The sequence below is a fragment of the Draconibacterium sp. IB214405 genome (assembly GCF_033963885.1).
In the GTDB taxonomy this organism is placed as follows: domain Bacteria; phylum Bacteroidota; class Bacteroidia; order Bacteroidales; family Prolixibacteraceae; genus Draconibacterium.
Map to the genome: position 1 here is coordinate 620,665 of NZ_JAXBMA010000001.1, position 22,023 is coordinate 642,687.

The 22,023-nt window shown below is 41.5% G+C and carries 17 protein-coding genes; 8 read left to right on the forward strand and 9 right to left on the reverse strand.

Translation table 11 applies throughout. The annotated features are described in order from the left end of the window. Positions 1-99: 99 nt before the first annotated feature. From mfd to SLH46_RS02190, 3 genes are all read right to left on the reverse strand, one after another. The gene (gene mfd / locus SLH46_RS02180) at positions 100-3,441 is read right to left on the reverse strand and encodes a transcription-repair coupling factor (protein WP_320279502.1); all 3,342 of its coding nucleotides are present in this window, start codon (positions 3,439-3,441) and stop codon (positions 100-102) included. A gap of 68 nt (positions 3,442-3,509) precedes the next feature. Continuing rightward, positions 3,510-3,911, reverse strand: a complete 402-nt coding sequence (locus SLH46_RS02185) for a hypothetical protein (protein WP_320279503.1) — start codon at positions 3,909-3,911, stop codon at positions 3,510-3,512. Positions 3,912-3,946: 35 nt separating this feature from the next. Further along, complete coding sequence (locus tag SLH46_RS02190) at positions 3,947-4,507, reverse strand: peroxiredoxin (protein ID WP_320279504.1); 561 nt, start codon at positions 4,505-4,507, stop codon at positions 3,947-3,949. Positions 4,508-4,611: 104 nt separating this feature from the next. Between SLH46_RS02190 and SLH46_RS02195 the strand changes: the two genes are divergently transcribed. Then, positions 4,612-5,028: an LIM domain-containing protein gene (locus SLH46_RS02195; protein WP_320279505.1), complete on the forward strand. Its 417-nt coding sequence runs from the start codon at positions 4,612-4,614 to the stop codon at positions 5,026-5,028. Here the strand turns inward: SLH46_RS02195 and SLH46_RS02200 are convergent. The 4 genes from SLH46_RS02200 to SLH46_RS02215 all read right to left on the reverse strand — a co-directional run bounded on the left by SLH46_RS02200 (position 5,025) and on the right by SLH46_RS02215 (position 8,655). Then, complete coding sequence (locus tag SLH46_RS02200) at positions 5,025-5,765, reverse strand: hypothetical protein (RefSeq protein ID WP_320279506.1); 741 nt, start codon at positions 5,763-5,765, stop codon at positions 5,025-5,027. The two genes, SLH46_RS02195 and SLH46_RS02200, sit on opposite strands and share 4 nt — an antisense overlap. A gap of 83 nt (positions 5,766-5,848) precedes the next feature. Continuing rightward, complete coding sequence (locus tag SLH46_RS02205; RefSeq protein WP_320279507.1) at positions 5,849-6,583, reverse strand: hypothetical protein; 735 nt, start codon at positions 6,581-6,583, stop codon at positions 5,849-5,851. 4 nt (positions 6,584-6,587) lie between these two features. Continuing rightward, positions 6,588-7,040: a GNAT family N-acetyltransferase gene (locus SLH46_RS02210; RefSeq protein ID WP_320279508.1), complete on the reverse strand. Its 453-nt coding sequence runs from the start codon at positions 7,038-7,040 to the stop codon at positions 6,588-6,590. A gap of 256 nt (positions 7,041-7,296) precedes the next feature. After that, positions 7,297-8,655, reverse strand: coding sequence for a GntP family permease (locus SLH46_RS02215; RefSeq protein WP_320279509.1), 1,359 nt, complete (start codon positions 8,653-8,655; stop codon positions 7,297-7,299). Positions 8,656-8,871: 216 nt separating this feature from the next. Here SLH46_RS02215 and SLH46_RS02220 point away from each other — a divergent pair, with 216 nt between their 5' ends. The 6 genes from SLH46_RS02220 to SLH46_RS02245 all read left to right on the forward strand — a co-directional run bounded on the left by SLH46_RS02220 (position 8,872) and on the right by SLH46_RS02245 (position 19,154). Next, complete coding sequence (locus SLH46_RS02220; protein ID WP_320279510.1) at positions 8,872-10,623, forward strand: BamA/OMP85 family outer membrane protein; 1,752 nt, start codon at positions 8,872-8,874, stop codon at positions 10,621-10,623. Positions 10,624-10,626: 3 nt separating this feature from the next. Next, positions 10,627-14,484: a translocation/assembly module TamB domain-containing protein gene (locus tag SLH46_RS02225; RefSeq protein WP_320279511.1), complete on the forward strand. Its 3,858-nt coding sequence runs from the start codon at positions 10,627-10,629 to the stop codon at positions 14,482-14,484. Between the two features lie 250 nt (positions 14,485-14,734). Further along, complete coding sequence (locus SLH46_RS02230; protein WP_320279512.1) at positions 14,735-15,424, forward strand: succinate dehydrogenase cytochrome b subunit; 690 nt, start codon at positions 14,735-14,737, stop codon at positions 15,422-15,424. Between the two features lie 16 nt (positions 15,425-15,440). After that, positions 15,441-17,381 (forward strand): fumarate reductase/succinate dehydrogenase flavoprotein subunit, encoded by a 1,941-nt coding sequence (locus tag SLH46_RS02235; RefSeq protein WP_320279513.1) that lies wholly within the window; start codon positions 15,441-15,443, stop codon positions 17,379-17,381. A 37-nt stretch (positions 17,382-17,418) separates the two neighbouring features. Next, positions 17,419-18,180 (forward strand): succinate dehydrogenase/fumarate reductase iron-sulfur subunit, encoded by a 762-nt coding sequence (locus SLH46_RS02240; protein ID WP_320279514.1) that lies wholly within the window; start codon positions 17,419-17,421, stop codon positions 18,178-18,180. A 236-nt stretch (positions 18,181-18,416) separates the two neighbouring features. Further along, positions 18,417-19,154 (forward strand): hypothetical protein, encoded by a 738-nt coding sequence (locus SLH46_RS02245; RefSeq protein ID WP_320279515.1) that lies wholly within the window; start codon positions 18,417-18,419, stop codon positions 19,152-19,154. Positions 19,155-19,219: 65 nt separating this feature from the next. On the opposite strand, the gene SLH46_RS02250 is transcribed toward SLH46_RS02245, so the two are convergent. Next, positions 19,220-20,149 carry a CPBP family intramembrane glutamic endopeptidase gene (locus SLH46_RS02250; protein WP_320279516.1) on the reverse strand — a complete coding sequence of 310 codons (930 nt, stop codon included), beginning with the start codon at positions 20,147-20,149 and terminating at the stop codon, positions 19,220-19,222. 81 nt (positions 20,150-20,230) lie between these two features. Then, on the reverse strand, positions 20,231-20,938 hold the full coding sequence (locus SLH46_RS02255; RefSeq protein WP_320279517.1) for a 3-keto-disaccharide hydrolase: 708 nt from the start codon (positions 20,936-20,938) through the stop codon (positions 20,231-20,233). 136 nt (positions 20,939-21,074) lie between these two features. On the opposite strand from SLH46_RS02255, the gene SLH46_RS02260 reads away from it, so the two are divergent. Further along, positions 21,075-21,869 carry a BtpA/SgcQ family protein gene (locus SLH46_RS02260; protein ID WP_320279518.1) on the forward strand — a complete coding sequence of 265 codons (795 nt, stop codon included), beginning with the start codon at positions 21,075-21,077 and terminating at the stop codon, positions 21,867-21,869. Positions 21,870-22,023 lie beyond the last annotated feature (154 nt).

The window sequence follows — 22,023 nt, forward strand, 5'->3', positions numbered from 1 at the left end:
GTGATTTTTTTTTAATTGACATTTTCTAAATGTATAGAATTGAGAGAATTGGCATTTGTGTGGCAGTTTCTTATTATCAGGAAATTAGTTGTTGAATCTTCAGCTTTTAAGGTCCTCAACAATTTCACGCAAAATATAATCGGCGGTTTCAACATTCGGAACATTCGAAAAACTGAGGGTTAGCTTCCCATTGGTTTCCTTCATCCGTCCTTTGGTTTTTCCTTTCTGAACGTACTGTACAATTTTAATAAAGTCGCCCGATTGGTAGAACGACGATTTCTGATCGGCAACAAAATAACAGATCATTTTTTTGTTTTTCAGAATGATCTTTTCCATGCTCAGTTCGATGGCTTTCCAGCGAAGCGGCAGGATATCTATCAGCTCACGACTTTCGCTCGGAAGTTCGCCAAAACGGTCTAACAATCCTTTGGTAAAACTTTCGAGTTCTTCTTTACTTTCAATATTGTCGAGTTCGCGGTAAAGCATCATTCGCTCCGAGTTTCCCGGAATATAATCACTTGGGAACAGCAGTTCCATATCGGTGTCGATGGTGCAGTCGTTAACGTATTTTATATTCAGGAAAGCCTGAGATTGTGCCTTGTCTTCTTCGGCAAACAAGTCTTTAAATTCATCTTGTTTTAATTCCTGAATCGCCTCGTTTAAAATTCGGTGATAGGTTTCGAAACCAATGTCGGCAATAAAACCACTCTGTTCGGCACCCAGCATATTTCCGGCACCACGAATATCGAGGTCTTGCATGGCAATATTAAAACCGCTTCCGAGTTCCGAAAACTGCTCGATGGCCTGCAAACGCCGGCGAGCTTCGGCACTAACCGTTGAAAGTGGCGGAGCAATAAGGTAACAGAACGCTTTTTTATTCGAGCGTCCAACACGTCCACGCAACTGGTGAAGGTCGCTTAAGCCAAAATTTTGCGCGTGGTTAATTATAATGGTGTTGGCATTTGGTATGTCAAGACCCGATTCGATGATCGTTGTGGCAATCAGCACATCAAATTTCGCATCGATAAAATCGAGCATCACTTTTTCCAGTTTCGGGCCTTCCATTTGTCCGTGGCCAACCACCGTTTTTACACCCGGAACAATACGCTTTATCATGTCTTCAACCTCATAAATATTCTGAACGCGGTTGTGGATAAAGAATACCTGCCCGTTTCGATCCATTTCGTATAGAATGGCTTCTTTTATCATTTGCTCGTTCAGGCCGTGCACCTCGGTAACAATTGGGTAGCGGTTTGGCGGAGGCGTTTGAATGATTGACAGGTCGCGGGCACCCATCAGCGAGAACTGCAAAGTACGCGGAATTGGCGTTGCGGTTAATGTCAAGGTGTCGACATTAACCTTAAACTGCTTTAGTTTTTCCTTAACGGAAACACCAAATTTCTGCTCTTCATCAATAATCAGCAAACCGAGGTCTTTAAACTTTACATCCTTGCTCACCAAACGGTGTGTACCAATAATAATATCGGTTTTTCCGTCGGCAACATCTTTTAATGCAGCTTTTACCTGGGCGGTTGATTTCAGGCGGCTGACGTAGTCAATTTTTACCGGAAAATCTTTCAGTCGTTCGCTAAAGGTTTTAAAATGCTGAAAAGCCAGAATGGTAGTTGGTACCAGAACAGCCACCTGTTTACTGTCGGCAACGGCTTTAAAAGCTGCCCGGATAGCAATTTCAGTTTTCCCAAAACCAACGTCGCCACAAACCAAACGGTCCATCGGCATGGTTTTTTCCATGTCCTCTTTAACGGCTGCGGTCGACTTTTCCTGGTCGGGAGTGTCTTCGTAAATGAACGATGCTTCCAGCTCGGTTTGCAAATACGAGTCATGCGAAAAAGCATAACCTTTTTCAGCGCGTCGTTTTGCATAAAGCGCAATCAACTCTTTGGCAATATCCTTCACCTTCGACTTGGTGCGGCTCTTGATTTTTTGCCATGCACCCGTGCCCAGTTTGTTAATTTTAGGTTCGCCACCGTCTTTTCCTTTGTATTTCGAAATGCGGTGAAGCGAGTGAATACTCACCAACAGCGAGTCGTTATCTTTATAAACCAAACGAATGGCTTCCTGCATTTTCCCGTTTACCTCGGTGCGTGCCAGTCCTGCGAATTTTCCGATTCCATGATCGATGTGAACCACATAATCACCCGGGTGCAGTTTATTAAGTTCTTTCAAAGAAATGGCTTCGCGTTGCGCTTTTCGGTTTTTCAGTTTAAAGCGGTGGTAGCGCTCAAAAATCTGGTGGTCGGTATAAAAACAGGCTTTTAATTCGTGATCGATAAAGCCTTCGTGCAACACAAAATTTACCGGATTGAAGCTGACTTTGACATTCGAATCTTTAAATATTGTTTGCAGACGTTCGATTTGTTTCTCCTGGCCGGAAAGAATAAACAGCTCGTAACCGTTTTTTCGGTGTTCGGTCAGGTTTGATCCAAGCAGTTCGAAATTCTTATTAAATATCGGTTGGCTCGAGTTGGCAAACTCTATTTTTTCATCGGGAGAAAAAGCCAGGTCGTTACCAAAATCAAATACTGTTTTTGCTTTTAGTTGCATTTCTAATTCGCCGGCAGTTAAAAGCAAGTCTACAATATCTTCGTCTTCGCGCGCGATAATGGTTTGACGGTGCAATTCTGCAATCCGATCAACAAACTGGTTCGAGTTATTGCTAAACCACAGGCTATCTTTCTCCTGAAAATTAACAAATGAAACGCGCTCTCCTTCAACCGAACTATTCTGAATATTCGGAACAATAGTGATCTTGTTTAAGCGATCTTTCGATAATTGGTTTTCAATGTCGAAACTTCGGATGGAGTCAATTTCATCGCCAAAGAAGTCGATACGAAATGGGTCTTCGTGCGAAAACGAAAAGATATCGACGATACTTCCGCGCACCGAAAATTGTCCGGGTTCATACACAAAATCAACCCGTTCGAAACCATATTCGTATAAGAATTCGTTGATAAAATCAATCGAAATCTTGTCGCCGTTTTTTACCTGTAAGGTGTTCGTCTCCAAACTATCGTTTGAGATTACTTTCTCGATTATTGCCTCGGGATACGATATAACAAAATACGGTTTGTCGGCCGACGAAAGCAGGTTCAACACTTCGGTTCGCTGAACAATATTTTCCTGCTCCGGATTATCGTACTGCACCGATCGTTTATACGACGATGGAAGAAATAAGGTGTTTTCGGCAAATCCAAGGTTGTTCAGATCGTCGTAAAAATAGGCTGCTTCTTCGCGATCGTTTAATAAAACAACACAGTTTTGCTGAACTTTCTGAAATACATTGGCGAGTAATACGGTTTTGGCAGAGCCAATAAGCCCGTGCAGGTGAATTTTTTCACCCGGGGGGGCAGCGGCTTTTTTCACCACCTTGGCAGTAGCACTGTGCCCCTCGAAATATTTTAGAAACGTGGTTGTTTCCAAAACCTGAGTTTTGCGCAAAGATAGTTTTTAACCTTTTTGGGCGGTAAAAAAGAACACGAAATTTGTTATTATTCCAATATCCATCCAATGGGAAGACGAGTTCCAGCACCATTACTATGAATGGTAACTTTAAAGCTTCCGTCTTTTTTCATCAAGACTCTCTCATCTACCAATTTTGCATCACCAATATTAAAGCTGGCACCAAACACAAACGTGTATCCCAATAGAGGATGGTCGTCCTGTAACTGGTAATAAAGCGTTTTTACGATGTTTCCGGATGCTGAGATTGTGCTTTTCGAAGCATAGTTTACTGTTTCCCAACGAGTGGTATCGTCGCTTGATCCTACCTCGTTATACACAAATACATAATTGTCGCCGTTTTTTACTACTTCGGCCTGGGCGAAACTGTTTTTCACCGGAAGTAAAAAACACAGCAGGCTAATAATTAAAATTGCTCTTAATTTTATCATCTTCACTTATTTATGGGTTTGTAAATCAATGCAATTTAAGAATTGTTTTTGATAAAGTCCAAAATTTCCTCTGAGTCTTTACTAACATCAACGTCTGTATTCTTATACACAATGTTGCCTTTTTTGTCGATTATGAAAGTCCAGCGCGAAGTAGTTGCACCACGGGTGAGATCGAATTCTTTCCCGTCAATTTCACGTGTTATTGTTCCGCCATCGCGCACAGGAACTCCAAATTTTTTGGCAATTTCACCACTGGCATCCGATAATAGGGGGAAATTAAGGTCGTTTGCCTTTTTGAAAAGTTGAAGGCCATCAACATTGTCGCCACTAATTCCAACAACCACAGCGTTTGCCGCATCAATTTCTGTTTTCATGTCGCGGTAAGCACAGGCTTGTTTTGTGCAGCCGCCGGTCATTGCTGCCGGGTAAAAATATACAACAATAAACTTGTTGCCCAGGTAGTCCTTTACATTCCAGATTGAACCATCGTCGGCTTTTGTGGAAAAAGTTGGTGCTTTGTCGCCAACTTTTAATTCCTGTGCAAATGCACTCAAAGTAAATACAACGAATAATGTGGCGATTACAATGTGTTTCATAATTTATTTGTTTATGTATGACAGTAATACAGATAAAATTAAAAAATGTTTGAATGATACTTTATAACATCTACCAGCCGTTTTAAAATTTATAATTTTAAGCAATGGGACATGCCTATTTATATCGTTGTGATCATTGCGGCTTTACCGAAAGTTTTAACCAGGGCCATGGTTTTCTTGTTCATTCGCAAGAAGTTAGCGATTACCTTGGACAGCGCACCCGCATTTTTCATTATAAAACGCACAACCTACTCAAAGCCTTGGTGCAAACTTCCAACAATCCTCACCTGAAAGCAGGCTTCCAGATTTATAAATGCCCCAAGTGCAAAACCTTATTCGACAAGATAGAAGTGACTGTTTATGAAAACGAAAAGGTGATTCATAAAAGTGAATTCAGGTGTAAAGATTGCCGATCGCGGTTAAAACTCACCAATATTCACCGTTTAAAAAAGGCTATCTGCCCGAGATGTAAAAAGCGTACTTTTCATCGTGATACTGTTCAGCATCAGCTTTGGGATTAAATGTTTTCTTCGCACTCGGCCTGGTACTCTGCAAAGGTTTTGTTTGTCGGGTATTTTCTGGTGAGTATTTTAAAATGCTCCAGCCCCACTTCCGGCTTGTCCTCAATTTTTTGGTACATCCGGGCTAAAAAGAAATCAGCCACAGTATTCAGAATAACGTTATCCTCTTCGGCGAACTTTTCCATTCGTTTTAGTTTTTTCTCACGCGCTTCCGACTTTTTGGCGTTGGCAAAAAAGTTAATGTTTTCAATGTATTGATACATGATCACATAACTTTCGAAAAGTTTTTGTTCGTCGCCGGTAAAAGGCGGGGCTTCTTTTTCAATATCTGCAATCAGGTCTCTGATATCGGAACGGGCCGAAAGCATTCCAAAAATGTTGAATTTCTTTTTGTCATATCGTAACTGGTAGGAGCGCACAATAATCTGGCGCATTTTTTTCTCGTAGGTATCTGTTTCGGGCAATATCGATGCATCGATCAGTTGATCAAGCTTATCGGAGTTTTCTTTTGAATAGGTGGTTCGGTATTTCCACCAGTGCAAATCGAGGTTTAAAAAAGTGCGGTAAAATTCGTTCAGCTCGTCTTTCCCTGATGTGTAAATCTTTTCGGCTTCGGTAAGATTTTGCTCATAAATTAAAGTAAACACCCGGTTGGCAATGCTGTCGTTGTTTAAAGTGCTGCCTGAAGAGTTTAAGGTGGTCAATAGAAAAATAAAAAAGAATACCCTCTGAATCATCTCACAAATTTTCCGTAAAGTAATAAGATTCTTTTTTCAAAACTTCCGGACGAAAGAGAAAAATGAGCGAAATGTTTTAAAACCTAGTTTAACTGCTCGTTGCACTCAGCCAGTAGTTCTTCGAATTTGATATTTTCAGGATACCTTTTGTGCAGCCACTGAAAATATTCGATGGCATTTTCAGGATCGTTCTCGTATTTCAGCCATGTTTTCCCCAGAAAATAAGCAACCAGTGTTTTGGTTATCCGGTTTTCCGATTGGTATAATTGGGTCATTTTTGTTAATGCTTCGTTGCAATTCTCTTTTTTATTTGCAACAAAAAACGGTTTTAAATAATTGTCGAAATATTGAAATAACGCGGAATACAGCTGATACAATTCCTGTTGTTCGGGCGGTAATTCTTCGTTGGTTTTTAGCGAAGTGAAAAGTGCCTTTGTTTCTTGCCGTGTGGATATGGCTTTTATGAGTTTAAAGCGTTTGAGTTCGTAGCGTAACTGGTACGAGAGCGTAACCAAATGAATGGCCTGTTGTGTGCTTGTTGTTGTGTTAATGAGCGAAAACCGTTGTAGATCGTTCTCAAATGTCTCGTAATTGGGCGAGTTGGTACCGGTAACATTTTTCCAGTAGCTCATGTCAACCGAAAGCACCGCAAAAAAAATGGAGTCGATATTATTCTGGTTCGCGTGAAGCATTTCTTCAGCCTGCGTGTAATGTTGATTGTACATTTCGTTAAAAATGCGCTCAACAATACTGTCCTTTGGCGATGCAAAGGCTTGTATGTTAATTAGGAGGAAAAGAAGAATTGCAATTTTTCGCATTCGTTTAATCGGCTTGTTTTTCAAACAGCATTCCGTAGTGCGGAATACCATCCTCCATGTATTCGTCGGTCACAATTTTAAATCCAAGATCTTCGTAAAATTTACGCAAATATTTTTGTGCACTTATCTTTATTTTATCCGGATTCCAGTTCTTTAGAATATAGCTTTTGGCTTCTTCCATCATCAGAATTCCCAAACCCGTTCTTCGTTCCGATTCTTTTACCACAACCCGTCCAATGGAATAATCGTTAAAACGTGTGCCCGGTTTTAGTAAACGCGAATAAGCTACGATTTGCCCATCTTTTACCAAAAACTGGTGGATTGCATCTTTATCCAGATCGTCCAAGTCGTTGTACACGCAATCCTGTTCCACCACAAAAATTTCGGACCGAAGTTTCAGAATATCGTACAATTCGTTTGTTGTGAGTTCTGTAAAATGTTTGAATGTAAATGTCATAGTGATGCAATGATAGTAATTTTTGAGAACTCTTTGAGCTGGTTTTTGACCCCTAAATCCCCAAAGGGGACTTTGGGGCAGAGGAAAGAATAATGGCCGTGATTTTAGAAAAGGACTTCTTTACCCCTCACCCTTTCGGGAGCTCCCCTTTGCAGGGGAGCCTGTTGTTTGGGCACTTTGCCAGCCAGGCATCATTGCTGTTTTCCCTTTTAAGGGAAAATGTTGATAGACAAAAGGGTATGGATTTAAAAAACAATCAAAAAAACAAACTAACCAACATCGTAAAAGCCAGTCCACAAACAGCAATTATCGATTCCATAACCGTCCAGCTTTGCAGCGTTTGTTTTTCATTCATGCCAAAATATTTACCTACCAGCCAAAATCCGCTGTCGTTAACATGCGACAACAAAGTTGCTCCTGATGCTATGGAAAGTACCACCAGTGCACGTTGCGGATCGTTTAATCCAAACTCGCTCAATACCGGGGCAATAATTCCAGCAGCTGTTATCATCGCAACGGTTGCCGAACCCTGAGTTACCCGAACAATTGCAGCCAAAATCCAGGCTAATAAAATAGGCGGAAGCGCCGAATTCGACATCGATTCGGCCATAATTTTTCCGATTCCGCTGTCTACCAGAATTTGTTTTAGCACACCGCCTGCACCGGTTATCAGAATAATAATACCTGCAGGGCCAAGTGCTTTGGTTGATAGATCAAGGATTTTTTGTTTGTCCATGCCCCGTTTCAGGCACAGGAAATAAATGGCGATCAGTGTGGCGATAATCAGAGCAGAGAAGGGGTGACCAAGAAATTCAAGGATATCTGTGTAAATGGATTGTTCCACAACATTTTTAGCGACTGCCAGCCCCGTAAAAGTATTTACAAGAATTAAAAAGAGCGGCACCGCAATGATTATGGCGATCAGGCGAAACGAGGGAAGGTTATTTTCGTCGTATTCATTTACATTATCAATAATAAATTCTTCGGGCGGTGTCAGGTATATTTTCTTCGAAATATACTTTCCCCAAACAGGTCCGGCAATAATTGCAGTTGGCAAACCAATGATAAATCCGAGCAAAATTACCCACCCCAGTTGTACATTTACTATGTCGGCAACAGCAACCGGCCCCGGCGTTGGAGGAATAAAACTATGTGTAGCTGCCAATCCGGCCAACAGTGGAATTCCGTAATACAATAACGATTTTTTGGTGTCGCGCGAAAGGGCATAAATAATCGGTACAAGGATAATAAATCCCACATCGAAAAATACCGGGATGGCAATAATAAAGCCAGTAATTACCATAGCCCACGAAGCACGGTCGGTTCCCAGTTTTTTAACCAGGTAATGAGCCAGCGATTCGGCACCTCCTGAACTTTCCAACATTTGCCCGAAAATTGCACCGAGGCCTACAACCGTAGCAACAAATCCCAATGTTCCGGCCATTCCATCTTGAATTGATTGAGTGACCTGTTTTAGCGGCATTCCGGCAATAATACCAACATAAATGGCAGTTATAAGCAAGGAGATAAATGCCGAAATTTTGAGTTTTAGTACCAGAAACAAAAGTACCCCAACTGCAGAAAGCACAATGAAAATGAGAAAAGGTGTACCCATTTGGTTTAGATTTAGTGTTGGCTAAAGTTAGAATTTGTAGTGGTTCTGCCAAAATATTAAGCTGTTGTATTGCCCCAACTTTTTACAGAATAGTTGCATTTTGAAATTGCCATGTTATATCTTTGGTAAAACCTTAATTACGTTGGCTTGAAACACGTCCTGATAACAATAGCATTCATTTTTGGCACATTATTTTGTTTCGCGCAGGAGAACCTGATGATAAGTAAAGTAAAGTTTCAGGGGAATAAACATGTGTCTGGCTCGCAACTGAAGGATGAAATTGCCATTGAAGGAAGCACCTGGTTTAAACGTAAACTTATTGGGAAAGAACCGGTTTATTATTCCCGAACCTTGTATAATGAGGACATAACCAGGCTCCGTGTGTTTTATCAAAAGGAAGGCTATTTAAATGTACAATTTGATGAACCGGAGATTGTGATTACAAAAAAGGACCGGCTTGAGCTAACAATCTTTATCCGCGAAGGTAAACCAATTACAATTTCTGATATTTCGTACAACGTTGACAGTACTAACAAACTGGATAATGTATTACAGCCAAAAGACAAACGGAAACTTTTACTTCAAACACAGATCAATCCGACTAAAATATTTCGTGATGAGGCGGTTATAAATGATAAGCAGTTAATTGCTGAAACATTTTTTGATTATGGTTACCCATACACCGCAGTAGAGCACCAGCTGGATGTTGATACGGCTACAAACACGACGTCGGTAAACTGGAATATTGTGCGCGGAAAAATGGCGTACATTGGCAAAACAACCATAACCGGAAACGAGCGGGTGCCATCAAAAAGTATACTTCGTCAGGTTGCTTATGAAGAAGGAGAAGTTTGGAGTAAAAAGAAGATCGATCAAACACAGAAACAGATCTACGGGCAGGGGAACTACAGGGTGGCCTCTATTCGCACAAAAATGGGTGAAGAACAAGCTGATACTATTCCGCTGCAAATTTATATCAGGGAAGCACCACGTTGGTCGGTGCGTTTTGGTGCCGGTTACGGACGTGAAGATAAACTCAGGGCTTATACCGATGTACAATACCTGGGTTTTCTAACGAATACCGGCCGTTTGAATTTGTATGCCAAACATTCGGGACTGGAACCCTACAATGTTTACCTGAAATTTTCGCAACCCTCGTTTATTGTTCCCATAAATACTTTAACTATTCATCCGTTTATTCTGGAGCAGGATGAGCCCGGTTATAAACTTCAAAAAATGGGGGCTAGTCTGACATTTCTGCAAAATTTCTCGAAAGAACTGAATACTTCCATCGGGCTTATCTACGAAGATGTTGAGCAAGATACTTCGGTGTATTTTGGTGAAAGTAGTGATTTGTATGATGAATCGATTTACAGTAAAATGGGAGTCGTTTTAGGTGCCATTTATAACAATTCCGATCCGATTCTTGACCCGGTTCAGGGGTATTCGGTTTCGTTCAATATAAAAACCAATGATATCATGTTTGCGGGAAATATCCCGTTTTACCGTATCCTGACGGAATACAAAACGTATTTCGGAATTCATCATGGTGTGGTACTGGCTCTGAAAGGTAAAATCGGAGGAATTAAACGAACCGACAATGCAGATTTTATTCCGGTGGAAGAGAAGTTTTTTGCAGGCGGAAGTCACTCGGTGCGCGGTTGGTCGAGAGGAAATCTTGGTCCGCACAACGAGTATGGCACTCCGGTTGGAGGGAACAGTTTGCTGGAAGCCACTACCGAATTCAGGTTCGATTTGGGGCGAAGGATGAAATTCAATGTATTTATCGATGGCGGAAATGTGTGGCAAAAGAGTTTTGAATATCACATCACTGATTTGCACTACTCTGCCGGAGCAGGTTTACGCATAAAAACGCCAATGGGGCCTGCCGGAATTGATTTTGCACGGCCGGTTTTCGATAGTGACACGAAATGGCAGATACATTTTAATATTGGTCACTCTTTCTAAAAAATGAGGAAATTGATAAAATATACGGCAATTGTGTTAGCAGGAGTTATTCTGCTGATTACCGGTGCTTTGCTGTTAACTCAAACTTCTTTTTTTAGAGAGCAGGTGAAATCGCAAGTTGTTAAACTGATAGAAAAACAACTGAACTTAGTCTTTAACATTGAAGAACTGGACGGTAACTTTTACAACAATATATTGCTGCGAAACGTGGAACTTCGTGATGCAGATTCGCTGCTGGCATCGTTCAGCGGTTTAGAGGTAAATTATAAACTATGGCCTTTGCTCTCCAAAACGATCAGTATCGACTCAATTGTCTTACGCGAACCTTATGTGAATCTGTGGCAAAGCGCCGACAGTACCTGGAATTTCAGTACCATCCTGCCGAAGTCGGAGCCGTCAACATCAAACAGCAAACCTTTTCTGTACACAATAGCGGTAGGTAAACTTGCCATCGAATATGGACGGATTGATATTGCCTCGCTAATAAATGGGATTCCTTCGAAGATTAATGATATCAATTTGTTAGCCGGAGGAAATTACAGTGAGGCAGAAACCTTGGTCAGGCTAAACAGTTTTCAACTGAAAAGCAAAGATCCTGCTGTCGCTTTAAAGAAACTGAGTGGTAAACTCGAACTAAACGATTCGGGAATAATGGTTGACAGCCTGCTGCTGGTTGCCAATAATTCCGGTGTTAATTTTCAGGGAACCTACTTTTCTCCCGAAAATCTGGAGGGGAAAATCAGTGAAGGGATCGTCGATAAAAATGATCTGGCCCTCTTTGTTCCTTCCTTCAAAATGCTTTGTTCTCCTTCCGTAAATGCTGACCTGAAGGTGTCGAATGATTCATTGAAAGCAAGTGTTGTACTACAAAACGGGAAAGAGCAACTCAGCGCAAAGCTCTCGCTTCAACCCTTTTCAAACCTTCAGTTGAAAGATAAAGTTGTGCCGTATCAGGCTCATGTAAAATTCGACAGGGTAAATGTTGGGAACTGGGCTGATCTGGGAATTAAGAAATCATATTTGGATGGGGAACTGGATCTTGCAGGAGTAAATCTGAAGGATTTTAAATCGGAAGCAAGCGTTAAAGTCCGGTTTGAAAATTCTTCTTTTGAAGAGGTTCGGTTAAAGACTTTAGTATTGGGTGGAACATACTACGGCGATAGTTTACAAGCTGATATCCTTGTGCAGTCGGAAGTTGGAAAAGCTGCTGTGAAGGGAAAACTGACCTTAAGGGAAGAGCCGGAGTATGAAGCTGAGATTGATATGGATAAATTTGAGCTCAGCAAGGTAATGCCCGAATTGGCGTATACTATGCTTAACGGAAAGGTTGTTGCCAAAGGCAAAGGTTTTGATCCTGAAAAGCTGCTGGCTACGGCCGTTATCTCACTTTCACCTAGCATGGTTTATGAATATCCTATAGAGGGTGCAAGCGCGTTAGCTCATGTTAACGGATCATCGATAAAGGTAGATACTTTACAAGCCTTTGCAACAGGAGTTGAAGTTTCGGGCAGCGGGCAGTTTGAACTCGATTCAATGTTTGTAAATTCAAAATTAAACGGGAACATCACCTCGCTCCAGCTTATTAATTCGATAGTTGATTTGCCTGTTACTTTCGATTCTGTGTTAACGGTTGCAACGGTTTCTGGACCGGTCGCCGCTTTAAAAATTGATGGTGTTCTCGACCTGTTTCATGCAGAAGGTTATTCGGTTAGTGCAGATGATGCCCAGGCAAATTATCAGGTTGCTCTTGTCAGTGATTCTTTTAATGTTGCTGTTCATGCAGATGTTCACAATGTAAAATCAGGAAATATCGAGTTAGACACCGTTCAAATCGATTACAGTTTTGCCGGAGAGGAGATGGGGGTGGAAGCCAAAGCCAGTTGGACAGATATGTTAAAAGCAAAGCTGAAAAGTACGGTTGTTGTGGGCGATACCATTTTTTTGACGGTGCCCGAATTGGAGGTGAATTCGAAATGGGCTGATGTTTACCTGGTTGATACCATGACAGCAACACTCGATAATTATGAGTTTTTGGAAATCCATGATCTGACGTTGAAGGATCGGAATTTGAAAGATTTTAAGATCGCCGTAGATGGAAATATCTCGACGAGCGATACCGGGAATTTTGAAATTAAAATAAATGATCTAGACGTTGGTGAGCTAAACCGTTTTCTTGGGGAGGAATTAGTTTTGGGAGGAAAGCTAAATTCCAACTTCCGACTGTATGGCCGTTCAGATAATCCATTTATCGAGGGACAGATGGAAATTACAGACCCTCGTTACGGGAATTATGCACTTCAATCGCTGCGGTCGGATTTTACATATGCCCGCGAAAAAGGCAGTATCGAATTAACCATTCCTGAGATGGGCAATACAATTTTTGCGGGTATCAATGCTCCGTTGTCGCTCTCACTCGATTCGCTTCAACTCGGCTTTCATCCTCCAAAAACTTATGAAGGTTTGTTTATTCTCGATTCAATTGACATTACCCGCGCCGTTAAATCTTATGCTCCTTACGATAGTGTTAGAGGACTAATCGATGCCCGAATTGAAACAAAGGGAACGCTTGATAATCCCCAGTTTTTTGGAAATCTTCATTTGAAAGATGGGATGTACAGCAATAAAACCTACGGAATTGAATACAACGAGATAGCTGCATCGGTAAGTTTTAATGGCAATGAAATAGGTATCGACACGGTTTTGGTGAAACAGAAGAACGGCCTGATCTCGGTAAATGGAGAACTGGCATTTGATTCCACGATAATAAAAGGCAATATCAGTAGTTCGTCGGTGGAGGTTGATGCGAAAAATTTCTTCCTCACCCGGCATCGAAACTACGAGGTATTGATCGACGCCAATACTTTTGTGAAGTCTGACAAGGATCATCCTGAATTTGGCGGAAAGATAAAAGTGCTGCGTTCTGATCTGTATTTGCCGGCCTTGATGAAAGAAGCGAAAGGCGATGCTGAAGCTGATGTTCCAATGTTGGTGGAGGCATTAAATCAGTCAAAAGATTCAACCGACTTGAAAACGGAGATGGCGGCAGTAAAAGTAAAACCAAAGAAAGAATCTGAATTTATAGATCTGTTGACAGGGCGTTTGGAAGTTGAAATCCCAAGAAATACCTGGATAAGAAGCAATGATATTCGGGCAGAGTTAGGAGGGGAACTTGAAATCGTAAAAGACGGCCCCGATTTCGAAGTATTTGGAAATGTAAAAATCATTCGGGGACATTACATTTTGTACGGGCGCAAATTAAATCTAAAGGAAAGCGAAGTGACTTTCCAGGGGGGAGAAGAGTTTGATCCGGTTTTAAATCTTGCGGCTGAATACGTTTACCGCAGCAGCGACAAAGAAAAACGTTACCTCGAAATGACGATTACAGGTAATCTGACGGAGCCTGAGATTACGTTCTTCCTCGACGATGTCCAGATTACAGAAACGGATGGAATATCCGTTCTTGTATTTGGTGCCACAAGCGACGAAATTGGCTATGGCGGAAACAACGGTCTGTTAAACTCAATCGGCTCCAATGCGCTGACGAGTATGATATCGTCGCAGTTAAGCAAAACTATCGGTACAAAATTTAATCTCGACATGATTGAAGTTACCACCACCGAAAACTGGTCGAGCGCAGCTTTTGTTGTGGGTAAATATATTACCAACGATATATTCGTAATTTACCAGCGTGGTTTTGGCGAAGTAAATGAAGATGAGATCACTCCCGAAACGATCATCATTGAGTATGAAATTAATGAGAAACTTTTCTTGCGACTTCAAAGCGGAAGTGCAAAAGAGTCGGGAATTGACGTGATTTTAAAGTTTGAGCAGGAAAAAAATAAGGGGCCAGTCACTCGATAAATGCAACAGAGTTGATAGGGTAAATGCCTTGTTTCTGCCCGAAAATTGTTGTCAGATGGCATTTTCAGCACAAAACTGTTTTGTGGAATCATTGCTTTGTTTTTCCAATATAAACCAAAAATTAAATCAGTTGTAGAATCGTTATAAATTAGCTAATTTAGAACTCCTTTTTTGCAGGAATATTTGTGTTCGTCTACATTTGTGCTGCTTAAAAATAAATGAAGAATCAACCAAAAATAAATAATAGATTATGAGCAGATTTTTAACGGCCTCAATCGGAAGAAAATTTGTGATGAGTCTTTCAGGATTGTTCCTGTTAGTCTTTATTGCAGTCCATTTGGGGCTTAACTTATTACTGATTTTTGATAACAGTGGTGATTTGTTTAATCAGGGAGCTCACTTTATGGCTACGAACCCTCTGATTAAAATTATGGAACCAGTTCTTGGATTAGGTTTTATTATTCACATTGTATGGTCATTTTTCCTTGAATACCAAAACTGGAAAGCACGTCCGGTGAAGTATGCGAAAAAGAACATGAGCGGAGCAAGCTCGTGGGCATCGCGTAACATGCTGGTTTTAGGTGGTCTGGTATTGGTTTTTCTTATTATTCACGTCATTAACTTCTTTGTGAAAATGAAGTTTACCGGTGATCCGCTTTTAGCAGAAGTTACCGTAAACGGCGAACACATGCACAATGCGTACGCTTTGGTTTCATCGGCTTTTATTAACAGCACGGCACTGGGTATTTTCTACATTCTTGGTGGTATTTTACTCGGAATTCACCTGTCGCATGGTTTCTGGTCGGCTTTCCAAACTTTAGGTTTGAACAACAAACATTGGTTAAACCGTTGGAAAGTTGTTGGTACAATTTACGCAATTCTTGTTGCTGTGGGTTTCGCCATTATTCCACTTTATTTCATGGTAGGATTGTATAAATAAAAAAGAGGAAAGAATTATGAGCATTTTAGAGAATAAGATACCTGAAGGGCCATTAGCAGAGAAGTGGAGCAAACACAAAGCTGCCATTAAAGTAGTGAGCCCTGCTAACAAGCGTAAATTAGAAATTATTGTTGTGGGTACCGGCTTAGGTGGTGCCTCGGCAGCTGCTTCTTTAGCAGAATTAGGATATAAAGTTAAAGCATTTTGTTACCAGGACAGCCCGCGTCGTGCACACTCAATTGCGGCACAGGGTGGTATCAATGCTGCAAAAAACTATCAGAACGACAACGACTCGGTTTACCGTTTGTTCTACGATACAATTAAAGGTGGTGATTACCGTGCACGCGAAGCTAACGTATATCGTTTGGCAGAAGTTTCACCAAACATTATCGACCAGTGTGTTGCACAAGGTGTTCCATTTGGCCGCGAATACGGTGGTTTGCTAGATAACCGCTCGTTTGGTGGTGTGTTGGTTAGCCGTACGTTCTACGCACGTGGGCAAACCGGTCAGCAGTTGTTAATTGGTGCTTACCAGGCATTAAACCGTCAGATTTCGAAAGGTGCAGTTGAAATGTACAACCGCCACGAAATGTTGGATTTGGTTAAGATCGACGGAAAAGCCCGTGGTATTATTGCCCGCGACCTTGTTTCCGGCGAAATCAAACGTTTTGGTGCACACGCCGTTGTTGTGGCAACCGGTGGTTACGGAAACGTTTTCTTCTTGTCGACTAACGCAATGGGAAGTAACGGATCTGCAGCTTGGCAGTGTTACAAACGTGGTGCATACATGTCGAACCCATGTTTCGTACAGATTCACCCAACTTGTATTCCTGTTCATGGCGATCAGCAATCGAAACTGACTTTGATGTCGGAGTCGTTGCGTAACGATGGTCGTGTTTGGGTACCAAAGAAAAAAGAAGACGCAGTAAAATTGCAGAAAGGTGAGCTTCACCCGAATGATATTGCTGATGAGGATCGTGACTTTTACCTGGAAAGAAGATATCCTTCGTACGGTAACCTTGTACCTCGTGACGTTGCGTCGCGTGCTGCAAAAGAACGTTGCGATGCCGGGTTCGGTGTAAACGCCGAAGGTAAAGCAGTATTCCTTGATTTTAAATATGCCATCGAGCGTTTGGGCAAAAACGTAATTGAAGCACGTTATGGAAACCTTTTCCAGATGTACGAAAAAATTACCGACGTTGATCCTTACAAAGCGCCAATGATGATTTACCCTGCTATCCACTACTCAATGGGTGGTACCTGGGTTGATTACAACCTGATGACTTCAGTTCCTGGTTTGTATTCTATTGGTGAAGCTAACTTCTCCGATCACGGTGCTAACCGTCTTGGTGCTTCGGCACTGATGCAAGGTTTGGCCGACGGATATTTTGTGTTGCCATACACTATTGGTGATTATCTGGCTGACGAAATTATGACGCCAATGGCCGATACAAACGCTCCTGAGTTTGCTGAGGTTGAAAAAGAAGTAACAGATCGTATCGAGAAGTTATACAATATTAAAGGTTCGAAACCGGTTGACTATTTCCACAAAAAACTTGGACAAGTAATGTGGGATTACGTAGGTATGGCCCGTAATGCTGAAGGATTGAAAAAAGCGATCGAAATGATTAAGGAAATTCGCGAAGAATTCTGGAAAGATGTTCGTATTCCCGGCGAATTGGATAACCTTAATCCTGAGTTGGAGAAAGCCGGTCGTGTTGCCGATTTCTTCGATATTGGTGAGTTGATGGCTCGCGACGCACTCGACAGAAACGAATCGTGTGGTGGACACTTCCGCGAAGAGTCGGCTACCGAAGAAGGTGAAGCAAAACGTAACGACGAAAAATTCACCTACGTATCGTGCTGGGAGTACAAAGGAGAGGGCGTTGAGCCGGATATGCATAAAGAAGATTTGGTATTTGAGAATGTGAAGCTTACGCAGCGTTCTTACAAATAATCGATCGAATAATTATAAATCATAAATCTGTAAGATTATGGCTGATAAGATTCTAAAAAAACTCAAAATAAAAGTTTGGCGTCAAAAGAATGCCAAATCAAAAGGTAAATTTGAAACATACACAATCGAGAATGTTTCGACCGGGTCTTCTTTCCTTGAAATGATGGATATCCTGAATTTCCAGCTTATTGAAGAAGGAATCGATCCAATCGCTTTCGACCACGATTGCCGCGAAGGTATCTGCGGTACTTGTAGTCTATACATCAACGGCCGTCCACACGGACCAGACACAGAGGTTACTACTTGCCAGTTGCACATGCGTAAGTTCAAAGATGGCGAAACCATTACTATTGAGCCTTGGCGTGCACGTGCATTCCCGGTAATTAAAGACCTTGTAGTTGATCGTACAGCTTTCGAGAAAATTCTTCAGGCTGGTGGTTTCGTATCGGTAAATACCGGTGGTGTTCCTGATGCAAACGCTATTCCTGTTGCGAAGGAAGACGCAGAAGAATCAATGGATGCAGCAGCATGTATTGGTTGTGGTGCTTGTGTTGCAGCGTGTAAAAACGCATCGGCTATGTTGTTTGTTTCGGCAAAAGTTTCGCACCTGGCAAAATTGCCTCAAGGTAAAGTTGAAGCTGCCAACCGTGCCAAAAGCATGGTGGCAAAAATGGATGAGCTTGGTTTTGGTGGATGTACCAACACCCAGGCCTGCGAGGCCGAGTGTCCAAAAAGCATCTCTATCACCAATATTGCGCGTTTGAACCGCGAGTACTTGTGCGCAAGAGTTAGCGAATAAGAAAATTCAAGCTAAATATTTGAAAAGCCTTCTCAGTTTTTGAGGAGGCTTTTTGTTTATCCGGCTGTTAACTTCTTCCAGAAATACAGAGTGGAAGGTATTAAAAGAAGGCGAATCGCTTTAAACTAGCTCCCGTTTTTCACAATAATGAACAAGGAAGTGTGCATAAATGCAGGGGCGAACACATGTATTCTCAATGCACAATCCATAACTTCGCATAAACACAAACGATAATTATGCCATACAGACGTTTACCCACGACGGATAAAGCCAGAATACGCGCACTTAACGCAGCGCTGGCAAAGGTGATTAAGAATGAGCATAAACTGGCATTCTCAAATCATTCGGTTGAGGAACTGCAGAATGTGAAGAACAATTTCGAGAATCATCTCACGCAATACGAATTAGACACACGACTTCAGTCGGAAAATATTAAAGAATACAAAGAGGCTTTTGATCGTGCAAAAATGTATGTTTCGCATTTTATGCAGGTTTTACTATTTGCATCGGAGCGTGGCGAGATAAATGGCGGCATTAAATTTTATGGAAACCTGGCGGCGTACGAGGGTAAATTGCCTCCAATAAATAGCGAAACAGATATCCTCGAGTGGGGAAAAATAATGATTGAGGGCGAACAGAAGCGGAAACAAAATGGAGGCAGTGCCATTTATAATCCGTCGATTGCGCTCGTAAAATTTAAGGTAGAAGAATTGCACGATGCTTCTGTGTTTCAGCAAACTTTAAAGCGGAATACATTGCGCTCGTTCGATAAAATGCAGAAACTGCGTAAGATTACCAACGACTTTATCAGTAAGCTGTGGACAGAAATTGAAGAAAGTCTCGAAGCTGAATCGCCAAAAGTAAAACGCCAGTTGGCACAGGAATACGGAATTGTATATGTATTCCGCAGAAATGAGAAGAAAAAACTATCAGCCGAGGAAATGCAAACCGATTTGCTTTTCGAGTTTGCTTAACGATATTGATGTAATAATTATAAAAATCTCAAATTGGTGTGAAAGCCGGTTTGGGATTTTTTCATTTATACCGGAATTTCTTTTCCGGAATTATGCCTTTTATACATCAGGAGAAAAACAAGCGTTAGCGCAAGGCTTATTCCGGCCATATAATAGCTGTCAGATGTTGAACCAATCTCTTCGTATTGAGGTTTCAGCATGCCGTTATTTATAAAATATATTGCGATTACTGCAATGGCATTATTCAGAAAATGGCCGATAATGGGCAACCACATCGATCCGCTCCAAACCAACAGGTAACCAAACAGGGCACCAAGCAAAACACGGGGAATAAAACCAAAAAACTGCATGTGCAGTGCACTAAAAAGTATAGCCGATATCCATATTCCCCAGTGGTGGCTGCGTGTCATTTTGCTAAATATTTTTTGGATAACGCCCCGAAACAGAAGTTCCTCGCCAATAGCCGGCAAAATAGCGACCATAAAAACGTTAAAGGCCAGACCTCCAATTGTTTTTACGCTTAAAAACGCCTCGGTGATTTCGGCAGCATTTTCCTCCTTATCTCGCATCCAGCCTTCAACTCCTGATAGCCATTCGGGGAAACTCATGTTGCTGTTCATTTCGCCAAGAAGGTTGATAAAAGGCGCTGCAAAAAACATCATTACAATTATCAGAATCACACTTTGCGAATTGAAGGATTTATCGAGGTACAGGTATTCTTTGGATTTCCCATGAAACAGGTAGCCCAGAATAAATGGTGGAACAATAAAAAAACCAATTGCCTGAACAACCTGGATTAATTTATAAAGGTTGATAATGTTCTGTGGCGTATCGGAATTTACCGGTGGCAGGTGTAAAACGGTGTCGAATCCCCAGATTGGAATGGCCACAACAAGAGACAGCACAAAAAAAGCCAGAACACTGGCTACGACAATAAATGCAGCAAAAAACAATTGCGAGAAGGGTCTCAGATCTCTGAATGCAGTAAATTCCATTTTTGAAAACGTTTGGAGCAAAGATAATTTTTATTGAGAAACGTAACAGCTGGTTCCGATTTGAGCTGTCAAACTTGAAAACTACAATTCCCTGATCTTAATATTTCGAAACATCGTTAATCCTCCATGGTCCTGCAATCCGATATGTCCGGTTTTGGCCATGCCGTAATTCGAAGCTTCTATCCATTTGCTCGCGGCTTTATTTTGCAGCCACTGGTCGGTCCATAATTCGTATTCCACAACTTTTTCCCCGTTCAGCCAGTGCTCAACATGCCGACCGTTAACAATGATACGCGCTGAGTTCCATTCGTCAAGCGGTTTTACCTCGGCATTTTCAGGTGCGTTCATGCCGTAATTTGCTCCTGAATATTGCCAGCCTTCCAGTTCTGTTGGCCAGCCTTTATCGTCTATCAGTTGATATTCGGGAGCCGATTCATAAATGGCGTCGGTTAAACCCTCCTGAACATGATAGAAGATCCCCGAATTACTCTCCGGTGTAACTTTCCATTCCAGGTATAATTCAAAATTGGTGTATTGTTTTTTTGTAATAATGTCGCCGCCATGATCGGAACCGTTACCGGAGTTATACAGCTCTCCATTTATGATTTTCCAACCGGTTACAGCGCCACCGTTAAAGGTTTTCCACTTGTTGGTGGATTTACCGTCGAACAACAATTCCCAGCCTTCCTTAATTTCTTTTTTCGATAAAGTGTTTTTGTGTTTATCCGAAGAGCAGGATGTAAGAATAACAATTGCAATTATTGCAGGTAGTAGGGATAAGTGCCTCATTTTATCTCTTTTGACTTAGGTTATGGAGTGTAAATGTACGAATTCGGTGGAAATCAGAACAATAAGTGAATAGTTTTTCGTGAACGGTAGAATTTCATCGAATTCAATTAACTTTAAGGAAACAAAAAAGTTGAGCGTGAATTCAGACAAATCAATAATCGGGATGGTGCATGTAGCTGCGCTACCTGGAACTCCAAAAAATTCGAAAACGATCCAGGAAATTATTGAAGCTGCTACCAACGATGCAAGAAAGTTAGAGCAGGGTGGTGTTGATGCGATAATGATAGAAAATATGCACGACCGCCCATACCTGAATCGCGAGGTCGGCCCGGAAATTGTTGCGGCAATGACTGCCATTGCGACAAAACTCAGGCAGGAAGTTTCACTTCCGCTGGGAATACAGATTCTGGCAGGAGCAAACAAGCAGGCACTGGCTGTGGCACATGCAGCCGGTTTTGATTTTATAAGAGCTGAAGGTTTTGTTTTTGGGCATTTGGCAGACGAAGGAATGATGAATAGCGATGCAGCTGAGCTTTTGCGTTACCGGAAACAAATTGGTGCCGACAATATTAAATTATGGACTGATATTAAAAAGAAACATTCATCGCATTCTATTTCTTCCGATGTTTCGATTGGTGAAATGGCCAAAGCTGCCGAATTCTTTTTAACCGACGGAATAATTGTTACTGGAAATGCCACCGGCGAAGAAGCATCGCTGGATGATCTGGAAGCAGTTAGAGAAGTTACAAATCTGCCACTAATGATCGGTTCGGGAATAGATGAAGAAAATATTGCCGGTTTCTGGCCTTTTGCCGACGGTTTTATTGTTGGATCGTCGTTTAAAATTGCGGGGAATTGGGAAAATGAAGTTGAGACCGAGCGTGTTAAATCATTTATTGAGCGCGTAAAACACCTGCGAACTGATAACTAACATTTGCTTGAATAAAATCCTTTGTTTTAGCGGAATGTGTTATTTGAACGCATTTGTGAACCAATTGAGGATTTGTTCAACCTGTCTGATATACAATAAGATAATTAAATTTTTTAATTTTATATAACTGTTAATTGTTTGAATATTTATTTAG